Below are 20513 nucleotides of genomic sequence, written 5' to 3'. Positions count from 1 at the left end.
GCAGCCAGCAGCGTTCATCCCGATCAGAGGTTTCTCGCGTGGACGACACCAAGGTTCCCCAGTCCCCTACCCACGGCCGCAAGCGTGTCTCCGCGCGCAAGCCTTCGGGGAACGGCACTTCCCGCCCGGAGGAGCCCGCTCGCGAGGTGGCTTCCTCCGAGCGCCCCGCGGTCAATCGCGCGAGGGGCGACCGAGGACGCCCCCGCACCACCTCGCCAGCCGACCTTGAGGCGGCACCGAAGCCCGCCCGTCGCAACACCCGGGGCCGTGGCGCGCGTGCGTCCAGCCCGCGGGGCCAGGGACGTGGGGGCCATCCGCTGCAGCCCCTGCTCGCCGCGCTTCGTTCGGTGCACGGCGGTGACTTCACCGTGCGGCTCCCCGGCGGCGCCACCGACCCGGTGATGGAGGAGATCGCCAGCGCCTTCAACGCCGTGGTGTCGCTCAACGCCACCCTGACGCAGGAAGTGGTCCGCGTGGAGCGCGTGGTGGGCCGCGAGGGCCGCATGGGCGAGCGCGTGTCGCTGGGCGACGTGCGCGGCGACTGGGCCCACAGCATCAACTCCATCAACTCGCTCATCGGCGACCTGGTGCAGCCCACCACGGAGGTGGCGCGCGTGCTGGTGGCCGTGGCGCAGGGCGACCTCACCCAGAAGATGGCGCTGGAGATTGATGGCCAGCCCGTCAAGGGCGAGTTCCTCCGCATTGGCACCACCGTCAACACCATGGTGGACCAGCTCAACTCGTTCGCCGCCGAGGTGACGCGCGTGGCCCGCGAGGTGGGCAGCGACGGCAAGCTGGGCGGTCAGGCCGAGGTGCGCGGCGTGTCCGGCGTGTGGAAGGACCTCACGGACAACGTGAACCTGATGGCCAACAACCTCACGGCCCAGGTGCGCAACATCGCCGAGGTGTCCACCGCGGTCGCCAACGGCGACTTGTCCAAGAAAATCACCGTGGACGCGCGCGGCGAGGTCTTCGAGCTCAAGAGCACCATCAACACCATGGTGGACCAGCTCAACGGCTTCGCCTCCGAGGTGACGCGCGTGGCGCGTGAAGTCGGCACCGAAGGGAAGCTGGGCGGTCAGGCCGCGGTGCCCGGCGTGTCCGGCACGTGGAAGGACCTCACGGACAACGTGAACTTCATGGCCTCCAACCTCACCACCCAGGTGCGGGGCATCGTGAAGGTGGTGACGGCCGTCGCCAACGGCGACCTCACCCAGAAGCTGATGGTGCCGTCGCAGGGGGAGATTGCCGCGCTGGGCGCCACGCTCAACGCGATGACGGACACCCTCAACGTCTTCGCGCAGCAGGTGACCAGCGTCGCGCGCACGGTGGGCGTGGAAGGCAAGCTGGGCGCCCAGGCCCAGGTGCCCGGCGCCGCCGGGACGTGGAAGGACCTCACGGACAACGTGAACCTGATGGCCAGCAACCTCACGGCCCAGGTGCGCAACATCGGCGAGGTCACCACGGCCGTCGCCAAGGGCGACCTGTCCAAGAAAATCACCGTCGACGTGCGCGGCGAGGTGCTGGAGCTCAAGGACACCATCAACACCATGGTGGACCAGCTTCGCGCCTTCGCCTCCGAGGTGACGCGCGTGGCCCGCGAGGTGGGCACCGACGGCAAGCTGGGCGGCCAGGCCGACGTGAAGGGCGTGGGCGGCGTGTGGAAGGACCTCACGGACAACGTGAACTACATGGCCTCCAACCTCACCACGCAGGTGCGCAACATCGCGCTGGTGACGACGTCGGTGGCCAACGGTGATTTGTCCAAGAAAATCACCGTGGACGCGCGCGGCGAAATCCTGGAGCTGAAGAACACCATCAACACCATGGTGGACCAGCTCAACAGCTTCGCCTCCGAGGTGACGCGCGTGGCGCGCGAGGTCGGCACCCACGGCAAGCTGGGTGGCCAGGCCGAGGTGCGCGGCGTGTCCGGGACGTGGAAGGACCTCACGGACAACGTGAACGTCATGGCCGTCAACCTCACCACGCAGGTGCGCGGCATCGCCAAGGTGGTGACGGCCGTCGCCAACGGTGACCTCACCCAGCGCCTGAAGATGGAGGCCAAGGGCGAGGTGGCCGAGCTGGCGGACACCATCAACGCGATGACGCAGACGCTGTCCATCTTCGCGCAGCAGGTGACGGACGTGGCGCGCACGGTGGGCGTGGAGGGCAAGCTGGGCGCCCAGGCGGTGGTGCCGGGCGTCGCGGGCACGTGGAAGGACCTCACCAACAACGTGAATCTGCTCGCCAACAACCTCACCGACCAGGTCCGCAACATCGCGGAGGTGACGACGGCCGTCGCCAGGGGCGACCTGTCGCGCAAGATTACCGTCGACGCCAAGGGTGAGGTGCTGGAGCTCAAGAGCACCATCAACACCATGGTGGACCAGCTCAACAGCTTCGCCGCCGAGGTGACACGCGTCGCGAAGGAGGTCGGCACCGAGGGCAAGCTGGGCGGTCAGGCGGAAGTGCGCGGCGTGTCTGGCGTGTGGAAGGACCTCACGGACAACGTGAACTTCATGGCCGTCAACCTCACCACGCAAGTGCGCGGCATCGTGCGCGTGGTGACGGCGGTGGCCAACGGCGACCTGAACCAGAAGCTGACCCTGGACGCCAAGGGCGAGATTGCCGCGCTCGCGGACACCATCAACGCGATGACGCAGACGCTGTCCATCTTCGCGCAGCAGGTGACGGACGTGGCGCGCACGGTGGGCGTGGAGGGCAAGCTGGGCGCCCAGGCGGAAGTGCCGGGCGTCGCGGGCACGTGGAAGGACCTCACCAACAATGTGAATCTGCTCGCCAACAACCTCACGGCGCAGGTGCGCAACATCGCCGAGGTGACGACGGCCGTCGCCAACGGCGACCTGTCCAAGAAAATCACGGTCGACGCCAAGGGCGAGGTGCTGGAGCTCAAGAGCACCATCAACACCATGGTGGACCAGCTCCGCGCCTTCGCCGCGGAGGTGACGCGCGTCGCGAAGGAGGTCGGCACCGAGGGCAAGCTGGGCGGTCAGGCCGACGTGAAGGACCTGTCCGGCGTGTGGAAGGACCTCACGGACAACGTGAATGTCCTGGCCGGCAACCTCACGGACCAGGTGCGCAACATCGCCAAAGTCACGACGGCGGTGGCCAACGGTGACCTGTCCCAGAAAATCACTGTCTCCGTGAAGGGCGAGGTGCTGGAGCTCAAGAACACCATCAACACCATGGTGGACCAGCTCCGCGCCTTCGCCTCCGAGGTGACCCGCGTCGCGAAGGAGGTCGGCACCGAGGGCAAGCTGGGCGGTCAGGCCGCGGTGCCCGGCGTCGCCGGCACCTGGAAGGACCTCACGGACAACGTGAATGTCCTGGCCGGCAACCTCACGGACCAGGTGCGCAACATCGCCAAAGTCACGACGGCGGTGGCCAACGGAGATTTGTCGCAGAAAATCTCGGTGGAGGCCCGGGGCGAAATCCTGGAGCTGAAGAGCACCATCAACACCATGGTGGACCAGCTCCGCGCCTTCGCCGCCGAGGTGACGCGCGTCGCGAAGGAGGTGGGGACGGACGGCAAGCTGGGCGGTCAGGCCGCGGTGCCCGGCGTCGCGGGGACGTGGAAGGACCTCACGGACAACGTGAACAGCATGGCCTCCAACCTCACCGCGCAGGTGCGCAACATCGCGCTGGTGACCACGGCGGTGGCCAACGGCGATTTGTCCAAGAAGATTACCGTCGACGCCAAGGGCGAAATCCTGGAGCTGAAGGACACCATCAACATCATGGTGGACCAGCTCAACAGCTTCTCCGCGGAGGTGACGCGCGTCGCGCGCGAGGTCGGCACCGAGGGCAAGCTGGGCGGTCAGGCGGAGGTGCGCGGCGTGTCCGGCGTGTGGAAGGACCTCACGGACAACGTGAACTTCATGGCCCGCAACCTCACCACGCAGGTGCGCGGCATCGTCAAGGTGGTGACGGCCGTCGCCAACGGCGACTTGAAGCAGAAGCTGGCCGTGGAGGCGAAGGGCGAGGTCGCCGCGCTGGCGGAGACCATCAACAACATGACGGACACGCTGGGCACCTTCGCCGAGCAGGTGTCCACGGTGGCTCGCGAGGTGGGCGTCGAAGGGAAGCTGGGCGGCCAGGCGCGCGTGCCCGGGGTGGCGGGGACGTGGAAGGACCTCACGGACAACGTGAACTTCATGGCCTCCAACATCACCACGCAGGTGCGCGGCATCGTCAAGGTCGTGACGGCCGTCGCCAACGGCGACCTGACGCAGAAGCTGGCCGTGGAGGCGAAGGGCGAGGTCGCCGCGCTGGCGGAGACCATCAACAACATGACGGACACGCTGGGCACCTTCGCCGACCAGGTGACGACGGTGGCCCGCGAGGTGGGCATCGAAGGGAAGCTGGGCGGCCAGGCCCGCGTGCCCGGCGCGCGCGGCACGTGGCGGCAGCTCACGGACAACGTGAACCAGCTCGCCGGCACCCTGACGAGCCAGCTGCGCGCCATCTCCGACGTGGCCACCGCGGTGACGAAGGGGGACCTCACGCGCAGCATCACCGTCGTGGCGGAGGGCGAGGTCGCCGCGCTGAAGGACAACATCAACCAGATGATCGTCAACCTGCGTGAGACGACGCAGAAGAACCAGGAGCAGGACTGGCTCAAGACGAACCTGGCGAAGTTCAGCGGCATGATGCAGGGCCAGAAGAGCCTGGACGCCGTCAGCCGCCTCATCATGAGCGAGCTGACGCCGCTGGTCTCCGCGCACCACGGCGCCTTCTTCCTGGTGGACGGCGTCGAGGCGGGCGTGCCGCTGCTCAAGCTCACCAGCACCTACGCGTACCGGGAGCGAAAGAACATCGCCAACCGGTTCCGCTTCGGTGAGGGCCTGGTCGGCCAGTGCGCGCTGGAGCGGAAGACCATCCTGCTCACCCAGGTGCCGGAGGACTACATCACCATCTCCTCCGGGCTGGGCGAGGCCGCGCCGCTCAACATCATCGTCCTGCCCGTCCTCTTCGAGGGCGAGGTGAAGGCCGTCATCGAGCTGGCCTCCTTCCACGCGTTCAGCGCCATCCACCAAATCTTCCTGGACCAGCTCACGGAGACCATTGGCGTGGTGCTGAACATGATCATCGCCAACATGCGCACCGAACAGCTCCTGCTCCAGTCGCAGGACCTGACGCAGGAGCTCCAGAGCCAGTCCAATGAGCTGACGCAGCAGCAGGACGCGCTCAAGCGCAGCAACATCGAGCTGGAGGAGAAGGCGACGCTCCTGGAGGAGCAGAACCGCCGCGTGGAGGAGAAGAACAACGAGGTGGAGCGCGCCCGCGTCAGCCTGGAGGAGAAGGCCGAGCAGCTCACCGTCATCTCCAAGTACAAGAGCGAGTTCCTGGCCAACATGAGCCACGAGCTGCGCACGCCGCTCAACTCGCTGCTCATCCTGGCCAAGCTGCTGTCGGACAACAAGGACGGCAACCTCAGCACCAAGCAGGTGGAGTACGCGAACACCATCTACGCCTCCGGCGGAGACCTGCTCAGCCTCATCAACGAAATCCTCGACCTGTCCAAGGTGGAGGCCGGGAAGATGCAGGTGGAGCCGCGGGACATCGTCCTCACCGAGCTCAACCAGTTCATCGAGCGCAGCTTCATCCCCGTCGCGGAGCAGAAGGGCCTGTCCTTCACCGTGGAGGTGGGGCCCGGCGCGCCGCGCCACATCCGCACCGACCCTCAGCGGCTCCAGCAGGTGCTGAAGAACCTGCTGTCCAACGCCTTCAAGTTCACCGACGAGGGCAGCGTCCAGCTGAAGGTGAAGCAGGTCGACGCAGGCACGCACTTCGACCACGAGACGCTGCGGCGCTCGCGGTACGTGCTCGGCTTCGCGGTGTCGGACACGGGCATCGGCATCGCGCGGGACAAGCAGCGCCTCATCTTCGAGGCGTTCCAGCAGGCGGACGGCTCCACCGCGCGCAAGTACGGCGGCACGGGCCTGGGCCTGTCCATCAGCCGCGAAATCGCCAAGCTGCTGGGCGGCGAAATCCAGGTGACCAGCGAGCCCGGCCGCGGCAGCACCTTCACCCTCTACCTGCCGCCCGAGTACATCAGCCCGGAGGAGGAGGGCCTGTCGTCCATGCCGTCCCCGTACGAGCCTCCGCCCCGGCTGCCGCCGCCTCCGACGCCGGAGCCGCCGGTCGCGCCGCCGGTGGCGGACAGCGGCCACGTGCTGGACGCGGCGCTGCCGCCGCCCATCGAGTCGCTGCTGACGCCCGTCGCCGTGGAGGATGACCGCGACCACATCCGCGAAGGGGACCGCGTCCTGCTGCTCATCGAGGACGACGTGAAGTTCGCCCGCATCATGGTGCAGATGGCGCGGGAGAAGGGCTTCAAGGCCCTGGTGGCCACGCGCGGTGACACCGGCCTGTCCATGGCCAACGAGTTCCAGCCGCACGCCATCACCCTGGACATCCAGCTCCCCGTGGTGGACGGCTGGAGCGTGTTGGACCGGCTCAAGCGCAGCCCGCGCACGCGCCACATCCCCGTGCACGTCATCAGCGTCATGGACAAGAACCAGGGCAACTCGCAGGGCGCCTTCGGTTACCTCACCAAGCCTGTCAGCAAGGAGGGCCTGGAGCGGGTGTTCAACCAGCTGGCCAGCTTCCTGGAGCGCAAGGAGCGCCGGCTGCTGCTGGTGGAGGACGACGACGTCCAGCGCGACAGCCTGGTGACGCTGCTCAGCGAGGGCGGCGACGTGGTGGTGACGGCCGTGGCCACCGGTGAGGAGGTGCTCCAGAGCCTGGAGACCGGCGAGTTCGACTGCGTCGTCATCGACCTGATGCTGCCCGACACCGACGGCATCCGGCTGGTGGAGGAGGTCAAGACGCAGAACCGCTTCCGCGACCTGCCCATCGTCATCTACACCGGCAAGGAGCTGACGCCCAAGGACGAGGCCCGGCTGCGCCGCTACACCGGCAGCGTCATCCTCAAGAGCGGGACGAAGAGCCCGGAGCAGCTGCTCAGCGATACGGCGCTGTTCCTCCACCGGTTGGACCAGAACCTGCCGCCGCGCGCCCGGGCCGCCCTGGCGCAGCGCAACGACAAGGACGCGGAGCTGTCCGCCAGGAAGGTCCTGGTGGTGGATGACGACATGCGCAACATCTTCGCGCTCACCAGCGTGCTGGAGAACCACGGCATGCAGGTGGTGTTCGCGGAGAACGGGCGCGCGGCCATTGAGACGCTCGAGCAGCACCGCGATGTCGACATCGTCCTCATGGACGTGATGATGCCGGAGATGGACGGCTATGAGACCATGCGGGCCATCCGCAAGGACCTCAAGTACTCCAGCCTCCCCATCATCGCGGTGACGGCCAAGGCGCTGAAGGACGACCGGGAGAAGTGCATGGCGGCCGGCGCGAGTGACTACCTGCCCAAGCCGGTGGACACCGACAAGCTCCTGGAGCTCATCCGTCTGTGGGTGACGGCTTGATTCACTGAGTGATGTTTACCGTACGGCGCTCCTCTTCCGGGCTTGGGTCCGGTCGAGGGGACGCCTAGCCTCTTCCACCTTGAGAAAAGGCAGGACCGGGGCAGATTCATCCGCCGACTTCAATGACGCCTAGCGAACACATCTCCGCGGACCGCAACCAGGGAAGGCCCTCCCAGCCCCGGGCGAGCATCCTGATGGTGGATGACCATCCATCCAACCTGCTCGCGCTCGAGGCCATCCTCGAGCCGCTCGGGCAGGAGCTGGTGAAGGCCACCAGCGGTGAGGAGGCGCTCAAGTTCCTGCTCCAGCGCGACTTCGCCGTCATCCTGATGGACGTCCAGATGCCGGGGCTGGACGGCTTCCAGACGACCACGCTCATCAAGCAGCGCGAGCGCACGCGCACCATCCCCATCATCTTCCTCACCGCGCTCAGCCGCGACGCGGCCCACGTCTTCAAGGGCTACGCGCACGGCGCGGTGGACTACCTGCTCAAGCCGTTCGACCCGGAAATCCTCCGCTCCAAGGTCAGCGTCTTCGTGGACCTGTTCCTCAAGGAGCAGCAGCTTCAGCGGCAGGCGGTGCTCCTGCGGCAGCGCGAGCGCGAGGCGATGGAGCGGCAGAGCGAGCTGCGCCACCTGCGGCTCACGGAGTCCTTGCCGGAGGTGATGTGGGCGGCGCGCTCGGACGGCAGCTTCACCTACGCCAACCGCGCCGCGCGGGACTACACCGGCATCCAGGCGGACCAGCCGCTGTCGCTCAACACCTTCCTGGAGTTCGTCCACGCGGCGGACCGCGAGGCCATGCGCGCCGCATGGGTGCAGGCCATCCGCATGGGGCAGCGCGTGGAGCGCGAGTTCCGCCTGCGCCGCTTCGACGGCGTGTACCGCTGGCACCTGGCGCGCGCGGTGCCGGAGCGGGACGAGAATGGCCTGCTGGCCGGCTGGATTGCCGTGGCCACGGACATCGACGACAAGCGCCGGGCGGAGGAGGCGCAGGGGCGCTTCAAGGCGACGCTGGATGCGACGCTGGACTGCGTCCTCATGTTCTCCCCGGACTCGCTGACGCTCACCTACGCCAACGCGGGCGCGGCCAAGCAGCTGGCCAGCAGCACCGAGGAGCTGGTGGGCCTGTCGGTGCTGGAGGTGGAGGGCGCCTTCGACGAGGCCGGCTTCCGCAAGCTGCTGGCGCCGCTGGTGAGTGGCACGTTGCCCAGCCAGACGTACTCCACCAGCCACCGCCGGCGGGATGGTTCGGAGGTGCCGGTGGAGGTGGTGCTCCAGTACGTGGCGGCGGACGGCGGCCCGGGGCGCTTCATCTCCGTGGCGCGCGACATCACCGAGCGGCAGCGGGCGGAGACGGCGCTGCGGCTGGCCAGCGAGGCGAAGGACTCCTTCCTCGCGGCGGCCAGCCATGAGCTGCGCACGCCGCTGGCCGCGGCCAAGGGCCACGCGCACCTGGCGCTGCTGAAGCTGGGCGGCGAGACGGAGTCAGGGCCGGGCAAGTCGCTCAAAATCATCAACCGGCAAATCGACCGGATGGCCAAGCTGGTGGAGGACCTGCTGGACATCAGCCGGCTCCAGGCGGGGCGCTTGTCGCTGGAGCTGGAGCGGTTCGACCTGAGCCACCTGGTGCAGGAGACGCGGGACCGCATGGCGGTGCTGTCGCAAGGCCATGAAATCCACGTCGAGGCGTCGGAGCAGTTGGAGGGGACGTGGGACCGGGGCCGGCTGGACCAGGTGCTGACGAACCTGCTGTCCAACGCCCTGCGCTACTCGCCGGAGGGCGGGCCCGTGTGGGTGCGGGTGCAGGGTGAGCGCGACGAGGGCGTCCACCTGTCGGTGACGGACACCGGCGTGGGCATCCCCAAGGAGAAGCAGGCGCTCATCTTCGAGCGCTTCGGCCGCGCGCACGGCAGCAAGTACGGCGGTCTGGGCCTGGGGCTCACCATCAGCCAGGGCATCGTGGAGCAGCACGGCGGCCGCATCTGGGTGGAGTCCCCGGGCGTGGCGGGGGAGGGCTCTACCTTCCACGTCTGGCTGCCGCGCGAGACGGAGGCGCCCGCCGTCGCCGTGCCCCCGGACGCGGTGACACGCTCCCCGAACTGACGCCTCCCGGGGGGCGCGGCGTTTTTTCTGGGGGGCGCGTTCCCACGCTGGCACGGTCGCGTGTCCAATGGAGCGTGGAGAGAAAATGGCCCGGGGACTAGGCGCCTCGGAGCTCGCCGACCTCTATGAAAAGTACGCGCCCACCGTCCACGGGAGGGCCAGGACCCTGCTCGGCCGCGATTCGGACGCCTGGGACGCGGTGCAGGAGGTCTTCTGCCGGCTCCTCCAGGCGGGTGGGGCGTTTCGCGCGGAGGCACGCCCCATGACCTACATCTTCCGGGTCACCACCCATGTCTGCCTCAACATGCTGCGGAGCCGGGCGTTGAAGGACGTCCCCGCCCAGGCACCCTCCGAAGCGGAGGAGGCTGGCGAGGACCCGCAGGAGGTGGAGGCGCGCAACCTGCTGCGGGTGCTGGCTCGCGAGCTGGATGACCGGGCCCTCCAGATTGCGACGCTCCACTTCGTGGACGCGCTCACCCAGGAGGAAATCGTGGAGGTGGTGGGCCTGTCGCGCAAGACGGTGGGGCGCGAACTGGAGAAGGTCCGCGTTCGCGCGCGGGAGCTGGCGCTGGAGCCCCGGCCATGAGCGGGCACCTGTCGAGGCTCGCGCTGGATGAGCTGGTCGTGGAAGACGCCCCCCCGCCCGCGCATCTCGCGGCGTGTGCGCAGTGTCAGGCGAAGCTGGCGCGGCTGCGCGAGGCGGCGGGCACGGCGCGTGTGGCGCCTGAGTTCGCGTGGACGCGGACACGGGTGCTGGCGCAGCGTGCCGCACCTGCCCCCGCGCGTGGGTTCCTCGGGGCGTGGCGGTGGGCGGCTCCACTGGCCCTGGCCTTGGGGCTGGCGTCGGTGGTGGTGCTGCGGGAGCCGCCGGAAGGCGTCCGCGTCAAGGGCGGTCCCTTCGTGTCCGTGGTGAGGCAGTCGGACGGCGCCGTGGATGCGCCGCTGTCGCCCGGGGATGTGGTGACGCTCTCGCTGAAGCCGGCGCCCTACCGGTATGCGTTGGTGTTCGCCACGGACGCGGCGGGCAAGGTGTCGCTCCTGTGGCCCGCGCGGGGCACGCAGTCGGGAGACCCGGCGACGCTGGTGATGCCGCCTACGTTCATCGTCACGCCCGGTGACTTCGTGCTGGATGCGTTCTTTTCGGACGCGCCGCTGCCGGCCGAGCCGGGCCGCGCGGCCCTGGCGATTCGCGCCGCCGCCTGCGCTGCCCTCAAGGTGTCTTTGGATTGCCAGCCTCCCGCGCGGCTCGAAGGCGCGGCGCACCACTACCGTCTCGCCGTCCCCGTGAGCTCCAGCCCATGATGCTGCTCTCGCTGTTGACCGCCGCGCTGTTGTCGCAGGCTCCCGCCGAGGAGGCTCCGCCGCCCAGGCGCTATGCGTTGCTCATCGGCGCCAACCGGGGGCTGGCCTCCGACGAGCCCCTGCGCTTCGCGGACGCGGACGCGCGCCGCATGTTCACCCTGTTCCGGGACGCGGGGGGCCTCCTCCCGGAGGATGCCCAGGTCGTCCTGGGCGCGGATGCCAGCCAGGTGAAGGCGGCGCTCGGGACGCTGCGCGAACGCATGGCGCGTGACGCCACGCCAGGCGACCAGCTCCTCGTCTACGTGTCGAGCCACGCCGACGGTGAGGCGCTGCACCTCTCCGGGACGCGCCTGCCGGTGAAGGACCTGGTGGCGTTCATGGAGGCGTCCCCGGTGGGGGTGGCGGTGATGTTCATCGACTCGTGCCGCTCTGGCGCGGCCACCCGCATCAAGGGCCTGGAGCCGGTGGAGGAGCGGCTGGTGCAGTGGTCCGCGCCCGCCATCAAGGGGCGCGTCATCGTCACTTCGTCCAGCGCGGACGAAGCCTCGCAGGAGGCCGATGACCTCCAGGGCTCGTTCTTCACGCACCACCTGCTGGCGGGACTGCGCGGGGCGGGGGACCTGAACCGGGATGGGCGCGTGACACTTCAGGAGTCCTATGCCTACGCGTACGGGCGCACGGTGGAGTCCACGCTGCTGACCCGCGCGGGGACGCAGCACCCGAACTTCCACTTCGATTTGAAGGGGCAGGGGGAGCTGGTGCTCACCGAGCCCGTGCTCGCGCCCAGCAGGCTGCTCATCACCGTGCCCGAGCCGGGCGAGTGGGTGGTGGCCTCGGAGCAGGACGGCATGGTGATGGGCGTGTTCTCCAAGGGCAGCGGTCCGGTGATGCTGGCCCTGCCGCCTGGGGGCTACCGCCTGCGTTCGCGGCGAGAGGACGCGTGGCTGGAGCTGCGCGTCGCGGTGCCCGAGCAAGGGCACGTGCTGGTGGACGAGCCGCTGCTCCGCCAGGGCGCGTTGGTGGCGATGCAGGAGAAGGGCCCCACGGGCTGGCGGGGCGCGGTCCACCTGGGGGGCTCCTTCTTGACGCGGACCGCCAGCAACTTCGGCGTGGGCATGGGGGGGCACCTCACCGCCATGCTCAAAGCCCCCATCGAGCCGGGGCTGCTGGACGTGGTCTGGGGGACGTTCGCCGGGCGCGCCAGCACGTCCGCGGTGAGCCGAGGTATCCGCCAGACGGAGTGGTCCCTGCGGCTGGGAATGGGGCGCCGGTTCCACGGCGAAGTGGGGGCGCTGGTGCTCGGCCCCGAGTTGGGCGCGCTGTTCTTCCTCCAGGACGATGGGGGCACCTCCAGACGGGGCGTGGCGACCTACGGCGGCGTGAGCGCTTCCGTTTGGGTGGGTGGAGCGGATGTGTCGCTGGTCGTCACGGGGGGCCTGGGCGGCGCGGTGATGCCGCTGCCCGAGGGCAACGTGCTACGGCCGCTCGCGAGCGCGGGGGCCGGGCTGGGCTGGAGTTTTTGAGAGGCCAGGTTCCCGTCCGCGTCGGTTCGCGTGTCCAAAGAGGCACATTCCTGTCAGGAGATTCGATGCCTCGCTCTTCCGTCGTGCCCCCGGCGCTCGCCACGCTTCTCATCGCGGCGCTGGCCATGTCTGGCTGCGGTGAAATCTCAGATGGACAGCCGGGCGGCCCTTCCCCAAGCGACGCTCTGCGCCTGCAAATCAACAACGCACCGGAAATGGAGTACGCGAACGGAGTCCTCCCCGTCACGGTGCGAGCGCACGGGGGCACGCCAGAGATAGTGGAGGTCTTCGTGAATGGCTCGCTCCTGGCCACGCTGCTGCCGCCTTTCAAGTTCGATTGGGACACAACCCAGCTGCCGGAGGGCGTGCATCAGCTTCAGGCTCGAACGCAATGGAAGGGGCACTCCCTCCTGAGCACGAAGCATTCCGTGACGGTCGACCGCACGGGTCCCAGCGTCTGGAGCCGGTCGCCCATGAGCGGCCTCCGCGTGGGCCGCACGACGACCTTGGCGGTGACCTTCTCGGAGGCCATCTGGTTCACTCAGGGCGAAGGCCCTACGGCCAGTGTCCAGATTGGGGGCCGAACCCTGTCCCCGCGTATGTCGTTGTCCGAGGACCGCTTGACGCTGCATGCGCAGATAGACAAGCCAGAGGTGCTGCCGTCAACGGGCTCGGCTTCCGTGCCGCTGTGGAACGTCAGGGACCGGGCGGGAAACCACGCCGTACACAATGGGCTTCCTGTAGGGCAAGTCGACTGGACCTGGGAGGTCGACCTCTTCCATCAAGAGTCTCCTCACTGGTCGCAGTGGCCGTCATCAGGGAGGGATGGCCCCGCCTCGGTGGCGGACCGGCTGGCACTGGTCGTGGAACCGGATGGGACGCCGGTGGCCGCGCTCGCCGATGCGCTCGGCAGCGCGCCGCTTGACGAGGCTGTGCGCGCGGCGGGCATCGTCGTGGGGCGCTTTGAAGACGGTGCCTGGCAGGAGGTCGGTGCCCCGGTCATCGCGCCAGGGGCCTCTCCGGAGGCCATCGTCTCTCATCCTCGCCTCGCGCTGGGCTCGGAGGGGCGTCGGGTGATGGCGTTCCTCCAGCGTGATGCCGCGGAGGCCAACCCCGCGCTCCACGTCGTTCAATGGTCGGTGGACACCTGGGCGCCGCTGGGCGCGCGAGTGAACGCGCCCGATGCCGCGGCGTTGCTGGGCGCCGCGCTCGCTGTCGACAGCGAAGGGCGCCCCATCGTGGCCTGGAGCGCCGCGGATGGAGTTCATGTCCACCGCTGGGAAGGTGGAGTGTGGCTGCGATTGGGAGACGTTCAGCGGGTGGGCACGGGGCCGGGGGCCACCGTCTCGGCATATGCGCCCGCGTTGAGCGTGGATGGCTCCGGGGGCGTCTTTCTGGCCTGGGCGGAGGCCGAGTCCTCGGCCGTTGGCGCGGGGCTGTACGTCCGCTATTGGAATGGTTCGGCTTGGGAGGCAAGGGGAGGGCGGCTTCTCCACGAAACCCAGGACAGTCTGCGGGAGCAGGCGACCGAGCCCGCGCTGGCCACGTTGCCGGATGGGCGGCCCGTGGCGGTCTGGGCTGAAGCCGACTTCTTGGGTTACCACCGGAAGGTGGTCGTGGCTGAATGGGTGGGTTCGGCGTGGGACCTCCGTGTCGTGATGGCCACGGGGCCCTACGTCCGTGCGCGGGAGCGCCGCTGGCCTGCTGTCGCGGTGGATGGCAACGGGCACATCATGGTGACGTTTGCCGTGAGCTCTGGGGGTTACAGCAGCGGTTCGGACTTCGGCGTCTACATGTACTGGCACCGGCGGGGCTCGTATGCGACGGACCACGTCTCCTCGGATGGCTCCGTGTCTCCTTCGACGTTGGCGGTAGGGAGGTCCGGAAAGCCGGTGGTTGCGATCTCCAACTACAATTCGTTGCACGGGTCCGACAGGGTGACGCTTGTCCAACTGAACGAGTAAGTGGGCTGACGGGGACGGGGCCTCCTCCCCGGGGGAGGCAGGGCCGAGCAGGCGCCGCGGTTGCCGGCCTCCCCGGGTGCCTACCCTTCGCGCGACGTCAGCTCATTCGCGTTGGGAGGCCCGTATGAAAGCCGTGGTGCTCAAGTCCTATGGAGACGTGGACGCGCTCGCCATTCAAGACATGCCCGAGCCGAAGGTGGGGCCGGGCGAGGTGAAGGTCCGCGTCATCGCCGCGGGCATCAACCCCGTGGACTGGAAGATTCGACGCGGGGACATGAAGGCGATGATGCCCGTGCAGTTCCCCACCATCCTGGGGCGAGACGTGGCCGGTGAGGTCATCGAGGTGGGCCCGGGCGTCAACGACTTCAAGCCGGGCGACCGCGTCATGGGCGTGGTGAACGCCGGCTACGCGGAGAAGGTCGTCGCGCCCGTGGAGGCCTGGGCGAAGGTCCCCGAGTCCATGGACCTGAAGGACGCCGCCGCGCTCCCCCTGGTCACGCTCACCGGCGTGCAGTTGATGGAAGAGGCGGTGAACCCCAAGAAGGGGGACACGGTGCTCGTCATCGGCGCCATGGGGGCGGTGGGCCGCGCCGCCGTCTTCGCGGCGAAGGCGAAGGGCGCGAAGGTGCTGGCCGGCGTGCGCGCCAGCCAGAAGGCGGAGGCGCAGAAGCTGGGCGTGGACGGCATCTTCGCGCTCGACGTCGAGGACGAGTTCGCGAAGCTGCCCATGCTGGACGCGGTGGCGGACACCGTGGGCGGGCAGGTGGTGGCCCGCATCCTGGAGAAGGTGAAGCCCGGGGGCACCCTGGGCAGCGTCGTGGGTGAGCCGCCGGAAGCCAAGGGGCGCCAGCTCACCGTGCGCGCCATCCTCGCGCACCCGGACTCGCGCCGCCTGACGCAACTGGGGCAGGCCGTGGCGAAGGGCGACCTGGTCATCCCCGTCAGCAAGCGCTTCCCGCTGGAGCAGGTGAAGGAAGCGCAGAAGCTCGCGGAGCAGGGCGGCGTGGGCAAGGTGCTGCTCGTCAACTGAGCGTCACTGTTTGCGCGTCAGCAGCACCACCGCGCCCAGGATGGCGCCCATGGCCAGCCAGGCCGTGGGCGTCATCGTCTCACCCGCCAGCAGCCCGCCCAGGAGCACCGCCAGCACCGGGTTGACGTAGGCGTAGCTGGTGGCCAGCGACGCGCGCGCGTTGCGCAGCAGGTAGCCATAGGCGCTGTAGCCCACCAGCGAGCCGAAGACGACGAGGTAGAAGAACGCGGCCACCGCCCGGGGCGGGGGCATGGCCGTGGGGCGCTCCCCAATGAGCAGGCTGAAGCCCAGCATCACGGCGCCGCCACACAGCATCTGCGCCGCGGTGGACATCAACCCTCGCGGCATGGGCAGCCGGCGGCTCCACACCGAGCCCAGCGCCCAGCTCATGGGAGACACCAGCAGCGCCAGCGTCGGCAGGACGCCGCCGCCCAAATCCCTGCCCAGGTTGAGCAGGACGACGCCGCCGAAGCCGACGGCCAGCCCCCAGCGCTCCGCGCGCCCCGGCCACTGGCCGAAGAGCCCGCCGAAGAGCGCCGTCCACAGGGGCAAGCTCCCCACCACCAGCGCCGCCACCCCCGACGGCACCGACTGCTGCGCGAAGACGAGCCCGCCATTGCCCACCCCCAGCAGCAGCAGGCCCACCACCGCGCTGGCGCCCCACTGGCGCGCCGTGGGCACGGGCGCCCCGCGCAGCCACAGCACCGCGAAGAGCAGGGCGCCGGCGAGCACGAAGCGCACGCCTGACATCTGGAACGGCGGCAGGCCGCCTTCCAGCGCCCACCGGATGGCCAGATAGGTGGAGCCCCAAATAACGTAGAGGGACAGGAGGCTGGCGATGAGCCACCCGCGCTGGGCGCCACCGGGGAGGACGTCTCCGGAGGGCAGACTGACGGGGGCTGGCTGTGAAACAGGGAGGGACGCGGCACGCGAGGCGAGCACGGCGCGGCTTGTATCGCTGGCGAATTTCGCCGGCCATGTGGGCATTGCCATACCTCACAGCCGGGCCCATTCGGGGGAAGTACAGTGACGGGCACCGCGCTCGTGCGTCGGGGCGGCCGTCCGGCTGGCTGGAATCTTGGCGTCGGGAATGTCGCGCCGGGCCGCCCGTAGGAACAGGGCGGCTCCTGGATTGAATGCCCGGGGCCGCTTCCTTACACTTTCCCAGGGAGCCAGGGCGGAGGTGCCGCCGCACCGTTGGCTCCGGAGTGAGCGCCAGGGATGTCCGAAGAGCTGGGTGAGCGTGAGAAGGAAGTCCTCCGGGCGGTCGTCCAGGAGTACATCTCCACGGGCGGGCCGGTAGGCAGTCAGCAGCTCACCCGCAGGTCGGGGTTCGAGGTGTCCTCCGCCACCATGCGCAACGTGCTGGCGGACCTGGAGGAGCTGGGCTTCCTGGAGAAGCCCCACACCTCGGCCGGGCGCGTCCCCACCGACCAGGGCTACCGCTTCTACGTGGACACGCTGGTGAAGCTGAAGGACCCGACGCCGCGCGACAGGGAGCTCATCCACGCGGGGCTCGCGCACGAGGCCGACCTGGCGGAGATGCTGGGCGAGGCCAGCCGCATCCTCCATTCGCTGACGCGCCACGCGGGCGTGGTGGTGGCGCCGCGGCCGGAGTCGGCGGTGTTCCGGCGCATCGAGTTCGTCCGGCTGCGCGAGGACCGGGTGCTCGCCATCCTGGTGGGGCAGAGCGGCCAGGTGCACAACAAGGCGATTACGGTGGAGTTCCCCATCACCTCCGACGAATTGCTCAAGGCGAGCAACTACTTGTCGGAGCTGCTGCGGGAGGTGCCGCTGGAGTCGGCGCGCGAGCGCATCCGCGCGGAGATGGACCAGGAGCAGGCGCTCTACAACGCGCTGACGGCCAAGGCGCTGAAGCTGGGCGCGGCGGCCACGGACCTGGCGTCCACGGAGCGGATGCACATCCAGGGCACGGGCTCCTTCTTCGAGCAGCCGGAGTTCGCGGACGTGGAGCGCATGCGCGCGCTCTTCAAGGCCCTGGACGAGAAGCACAAGCTGCTGTCGCTGTTGGACCGCGTGCAGGTGGCCAACGAGATGCAGATTTTCATCGGCGCGGAGAGCGACTTCTCCGCGGCCGGCGACGTCACCGTCATCGCCAGCCCCTACGGCAACCAGGAGCAGGTGTTGGGCACGGTGGGCGTCATCGGCCCCACGCGCATGGACTACCGGCGCGTGATTCCGCTGGTGAACTTCACCGCGCAGGTGCTGTCGCGCGTGCTGGACAAGGTGTAGCGGGCCTCACTCCGCGCGGGTGACGAGCACCTCCTGCTCGCCAGTCGCGCGCCGGACGTGGAGCCGCACGGGCGTGCCGGGCGCGCCCCGGGTGCGGGACTCCGCCTCCGTGCTGTCGCGCACCACCTGGCCATCCACCGCCACCAGCCGGTCCCCCACGTTGACGCCCGCGCGCGCCGCGGGCCCGTCCGGCGTCAGCCACGCGAAGGCGACGTGGCCCCGGTCCTCGCTGAAGCCCGCGCCCAGCGTGCCCGGCGTAGCCCGGCGCGGGGACACTGTGACGTCACCGACGTCCGTGGCCTCCGCCTCCGCCACCTTCACGGTGCGCGTCTCCACGCGGCCCTCCGGCGGCAGCAGCCGCACGGTGTGGATGCCCGGACGCACGTCGCTCAGGCGGAAGCGTCCGTCCTGTCCGGTGAAGGCCTCCGGGCGCCCGCCCACGGCCTTGTCGAGGAACACCGCCACCCCCGGCGCGGGGCCGCCACCCCGGCTCCACACCGCGCGCCCGGAGATGGATGACACGCCGCCGGTGAGCGGCACCTCCACGTCCGACGTGCCGCCAGGCCGCAGCGTCACCTGGGCTTCGCCCGTGCGGCCGTCCTCGGTGCGCACCGTCACCTTCAGCGCCTGGGCGGGCGCGTCCGGCAGCAGGAAGGTGCCGCCGGTGAAGCGCCGCGTGGTGGGCCAGGCGCCGGCCCAGGGCAGGGCCTCACCGTCGGCCTCGAGCAGCTCCAGGACGAAGCCCTCCGGCGCCGCGCCGCTGCCCGCCACCACGCGCCCGCGCAGGGTGGCCGCGGGCTCCAGCCGCACGGTGAGCGGGGCCTGGTCCTCGTGCGCGGCGGACAGGCGCCCCACGCGCCCCGCGTTGTGGGCCACCAGCTCCAGGGGACTGGCGCCCTGGGGGCGCGGCGGCAGGGCGAACTGGCCCGCCTCGTCCGCGCGCTCCTTGCGCGTCATGGGGAAGTCCCCGCCCTGGATGGCGGCCACGATGGCCAGCGGGCTGGGCACCCCGGAGGGCTCCAGCACGACGCCGGACAACACCGGGTCCTCCTTCAACAGCAGGTCCTGCCGCACGGCGCCGCCCGAAGGCACCGTCACGAACGGGTCGCTCTCCATGTGGAAGTAGATGGCGGGCGTCTGGTGGCGCAGCGCGACCAATTGGTACACGCCCGCGGGCAATTCCAACTGGAACTGGCCCTGCGCGTCCGTCTCCGTGGAGGCCGTGCTCGAGCCGCCCCGAGGCACGGCGTGGACCAGCGCGGGCTCGGTCAGCGGCCCGCCCGACGCGCGCGTCACCTGCCCCCACACGGAGCCGGAGTCGGCCAGGGTGAAGTCCACGCGGGTGATGACCCCGGCCTTCAGCGTCTCCATGCGGGACGTCCATCGCCGCGAGCCCTCGCGCCGCGCGCGCACGGAGGTGGGCCCTGCTTCCAGCCCCTCCAGCCTCCAGGCGCCCTCGGCGTCGGTGAGGGCCGTGTGCGCCACGCCAGAGAAGGACTCCGGCTCGGCACGCACCTGCGCGCCTTCCAGCGGCCGCCCCTCCGCGTCCACCACCAGGCCCTCCAGCGCCGCCGTCGCGGGCTCCAGCCGCACGTCCAGGGGCGTGTGGCCGCCCGGGTTCACCACCACCGCTTCGAACACGCGGCCCGTCATCCCCGCCGCGCGCACCGTCACGTCGTATTCGCCGGGAGGCGCGTCCATCCGCCACCCGCCGTCATCCTTGGACGCGGCCCGGCCCAGCTCGCCCTGGCCGCCCGCGGGAGACGCCACCAGGACGGCCCCGCGCACCGGCGCGCCCTCCACCGTGGACACGGTGCCCGTCAGGCCACTGGCCGCGCCCAGCGTCACCACGAGCCCGCGCAGCGTCTCGCCCGGCGCGACGGACAGCGGCCCCGGCACGCGGCCCAGCCGGTCTCCTCGGCGCGCGGACACGACCCATGTCCCCGCGTTGACCTCCAGCGCGAAGCCGCCACCGTCCCCGGTGGTGACGCGCACCGGCGCGGTGGCTCCCGCCGCCATCACCTCCGCGTCCGCGACGGGCTGGCCCTTCGCGTCGACGACGAAGCCCTCCAGGGTGCTCGCGCCCCAGAGCCCCACGACGACTTCAGCGGCCCGCGGCACCTGGAGCAGGCGCAAGGTGCGGCGGCTGAAGCCCGGCGCCTCGGCGGTGAGCTCGTAGCGTCCGGGCGCCAGCTGCGTGAAGGCGAAGCGGCCCTGGGCGTCGCTCGTCGTCTCCGCCGCTTCTTCCGGCAAGCCGGTGGGGGCCGCCCAGGCCGTGGGCGTCCCGGGGTAGGGCCGCAGCGTCAGCGCGGCGAGCGGCACCGGCTCCTCGTGCCCCTCCGCCACGGTGCGCCCGCTCAGCGTCACGCCGTCGGGCAGGCGCAGCTCGACGGCCGTCTCCGCCTCGCCGAGCGGCCGGGTGGCCTCCAGCCGCACGGGGCCGTGGCCCGGCGCATGCGCGGACAGCAGGTAGTCGCCGGGCGCGGCGGGCAGGCGCAGCACGCCGCCCTCCGCCGTGGTGCTGTCGCCCGCGCGGCGCCATGGCGTGGCCCCGGTGCCGTCCGCGCCCACGCGCAGGTAGGCCCGCACGCGCGCCCCCGTCACGGGGCCCTGGGCGTCCACCACGCGCACCACGAAGGCGCCCAGCTCGGCGCCGGGGGCCATCTCCAACCCCGGGGTGGGCGGCGCGCTGGCGCGGGACGGGGCGCCGTTGGTGACGGCCGCTGGCGCGCTCAACGCCGCGGGCTCCGGGCGCGCGGCGGGGGCCGCGGGGATGGGCATGCGGAACCACAGCAGCAGCACGGCCGCGATGGCCAGGCACGAGGCAATCAAGAAGGGGATTCGATGGCGCACGGGCTCGGCCTCCCCCGCGTCCGGCC

At 70.2% G+C, this 20513-nt stretch carries 10 protein-coding genes; 8 read left to right on the top strand and 2 right to left on the bottom strand.

From position 1 onward, the window contains the following. Nucleotides 1–38: 38 nt before the first annotated feature. The 7 genes from KGD87_RS22675 to KGD87_RS22645 all read left to right on the top strand — a co-directional run bounded on the left by KGD87_RS22675 (nucleotide 39) and on the right by KGD87_RS22645 (nucleotide 15381). On the top strand, nucleotides 39–7457 hold the full coding sequence (locus tag KGD87_RS22675) for a HAMP domain-containing protein (RefSeq protein WP_284662499.1): 7419 nt from the start codon (nucleotides 39–41) through the stop codon (nucleotides 7455–7457). 122 nt (nucleotides 7458–7579) lie between these two features. Next, nucleotides 7580–9562 (top strand): hybrid sensor histidine kinase/response regulator, encoded by a 1983-nt coding sequence (locus tag KGD87_RS22670; RefSeq protein WP_284662497.1) that lies wholly within the window; start codon nucleotides 7580–7582, stop codon nucleotides 9560–9562. An 85-nt stretch (nucleotides 9563–9647) separates the two neighbouring features. Beyond that, the gene (locus KGD87_RS22665) at nucleotides 9648–10148 is read left to right on the top strand and encodes a sigma-70 family RNA polymerase sigma factor (RefSeq protein WP_176415620.1); all 501 of its coding nucleotides are present in this window, start codon (nucleotides 9648–9650) and stop codon (nucleotides 10146–10148) included. Next, the gene (locus KGD87_RS22660) at nucleotides 10145–10864 is read left to right on the top strand and encodes a hypothetical protein (RefSeq protein WP_284662495.1); all 720 of its coding nucleotides are present in this window, start codon (nucleotides 10145–10147) and stop codon (nucleotides 10862–10864) included. The genes KGD87_RS22665 and KGD87_RS22660 overlap by 4 nt, the downstream gene beginning before the upstream one ends. Continuing rightward, on the top strand, nucleotides 10861–12387 hold the full coding sequence (locus KGD87_RS22655) for a caspase family protein (protein ID WP_284662494.1): 1527 nt from the start codon (nucleotides 10861–10863) through the stop codon (nucleotides 12385–12387). The genes KGD87_RS22660 and KGD87_RS22655 overlap by 4 nt, the downstream gene beginning before the upstream one ends. A 65-nt stretch (nucleotides 12388–12452) precedes the next feature. Continuing rightward, nucleotides 12453–14351, top strand: a complete 1899-nt coding sequence (locus KGD87_RS22650; RefSeq protein ID WP_284662492.1) for an Ig-like domain-containing protein — start codon at nucleotides 12453–12455, stop codon at nucleotides 14349–14351. 124 nt (nucleotides 14352–14475) lie between these two features. Then, nucleotides 14476–15381 carry an NADP-dependent oxidoreductase gene (locus KGD87_RS22645; protein WP_284662490.1) on the top strand — a complete coding sequence of 302 codons (906 nt, stop codon included), beginning with the start codon at nucleotides 14476–14478 and terminating at the stop codon, nucleotides 15379–15381. Nucleotides 15382–15384: 3 nt separating this feature from the next. Here the strand turns inward: KGD87_RS22645 and yedA are convergent, their stop codons facing one another. Next, nucleotides 15385–16368, bottom strand: a complete 984-nt coding sequence (gene yedA / locus KGD87_RS22640) for a drug/metabolite exporter YedA (protein WP_284662489.1) — start codon at nucleotides 16366–16368, stop codon at nucleotides 15385–15387. A gap of 234 nt (nucleotides 16369–16602) precedes the next feature. Between yedA and hrcA the strand changes: the two genes are divergently transcribed. Next, nucleotides 16603–17634 carry a heat-inducible transcriptional repressor HrcA gene (gene hrcA / locus KGD87_RS22635; protein ID WP_163786006.1) on the top strand — a complete coding sequence of 344 codons (1032 nt, stop codon included), beginning with the start codon at nucleotides 16603–16605 and terminating at the stop codon, nucleotides 17632–17634. Nucleotides 17635–17640: 6 nt separating this feature from the next. Here hrcA and KGD87_RS22630 read toward each other — a convergent pair whose 3' ends face one another. Next, the gene (locus KGD87_RS22630) at nucleotides 17641–20487 is read right to left on the bottom strand and encodes a carboxypeptidase regulatory-like domain-containing protein (RefSeq protein WP_284662486.1); all 2847 of its coding nucleotides are present in this window, start codon (nucleotides 20485–20487) and stop codon (nucleotides 17641–17643) included. Nucleotides 20488–20513: the final 26 nt, after the last annotated feature.

The organism is Myxococcus sp. SDU36, from assembly GCF_030168875.1.
Lineage (GTDB): Bacteria > Myxococcota > Myxococcia > Myxococcales > Myxococcaceae > Myxococcus > Myxococcus vastator.
This window is presented reverse-complemented; position numbering and strand designations above follow the sequence as displayed.

Coding starts and splice junctions, on each gene's coding strand:
- KGD87_RS22670 (WP_284662497.1), top strand. CDS start 7,580: ATGACGCCTAGCGAACACATCTCCGCGGACCGCAACCAGGGAAGGCCC.
- KGD87_RS22665 (WP_176415620.1), top strand. CDS start 9,648: ATGGCCCGGGGACTAGGCGCCTCGGAGCTCGCCGACCTCTATGAAAAG.
- KGD87_RS22660 (WP_284662495.1), top strand. CDS start 10,145: ATGAGCGGGCACCTGTCGAGGCTCGCGCTGGATGAGCTGGTCGTGGAA.
- KGD87_RS22655 (WP_284662494.1), top strand. CDS start 10,861: ATGATGCTGCTCTCGCTGTTGACCGCCGCGCTGTTGTCGCAGGCTCCC.
- KGD87_RS22650 (WP_284662492.1), top strand. CDS start 12,453: ATGCCTCGCTCTTCCGTCGTGCCCCCGGCGCTCGCCACGCTTCTCATC.
- KGD87_RS22645 (WP_284662490.1), top strand. CDS start 14,476: ATGAAAGCCGTGGTGCTCAAGTCCTATGGAGACGTGGACGCGCTCGCC.
- yedA (WP_284662489.1), bottom strand. CDS start 16,368: ATGCCCACATGGCCGGCGAAATTCGCCAGCGATACAAGCCGCGCCGTG.
- hrcA (WP_163786006.1), top strand. CDS start 16,603: ATGTCCGAAGAGCTGGGTGAGCGTGAGAAGGAAGTCCTCCGGGCGGTC.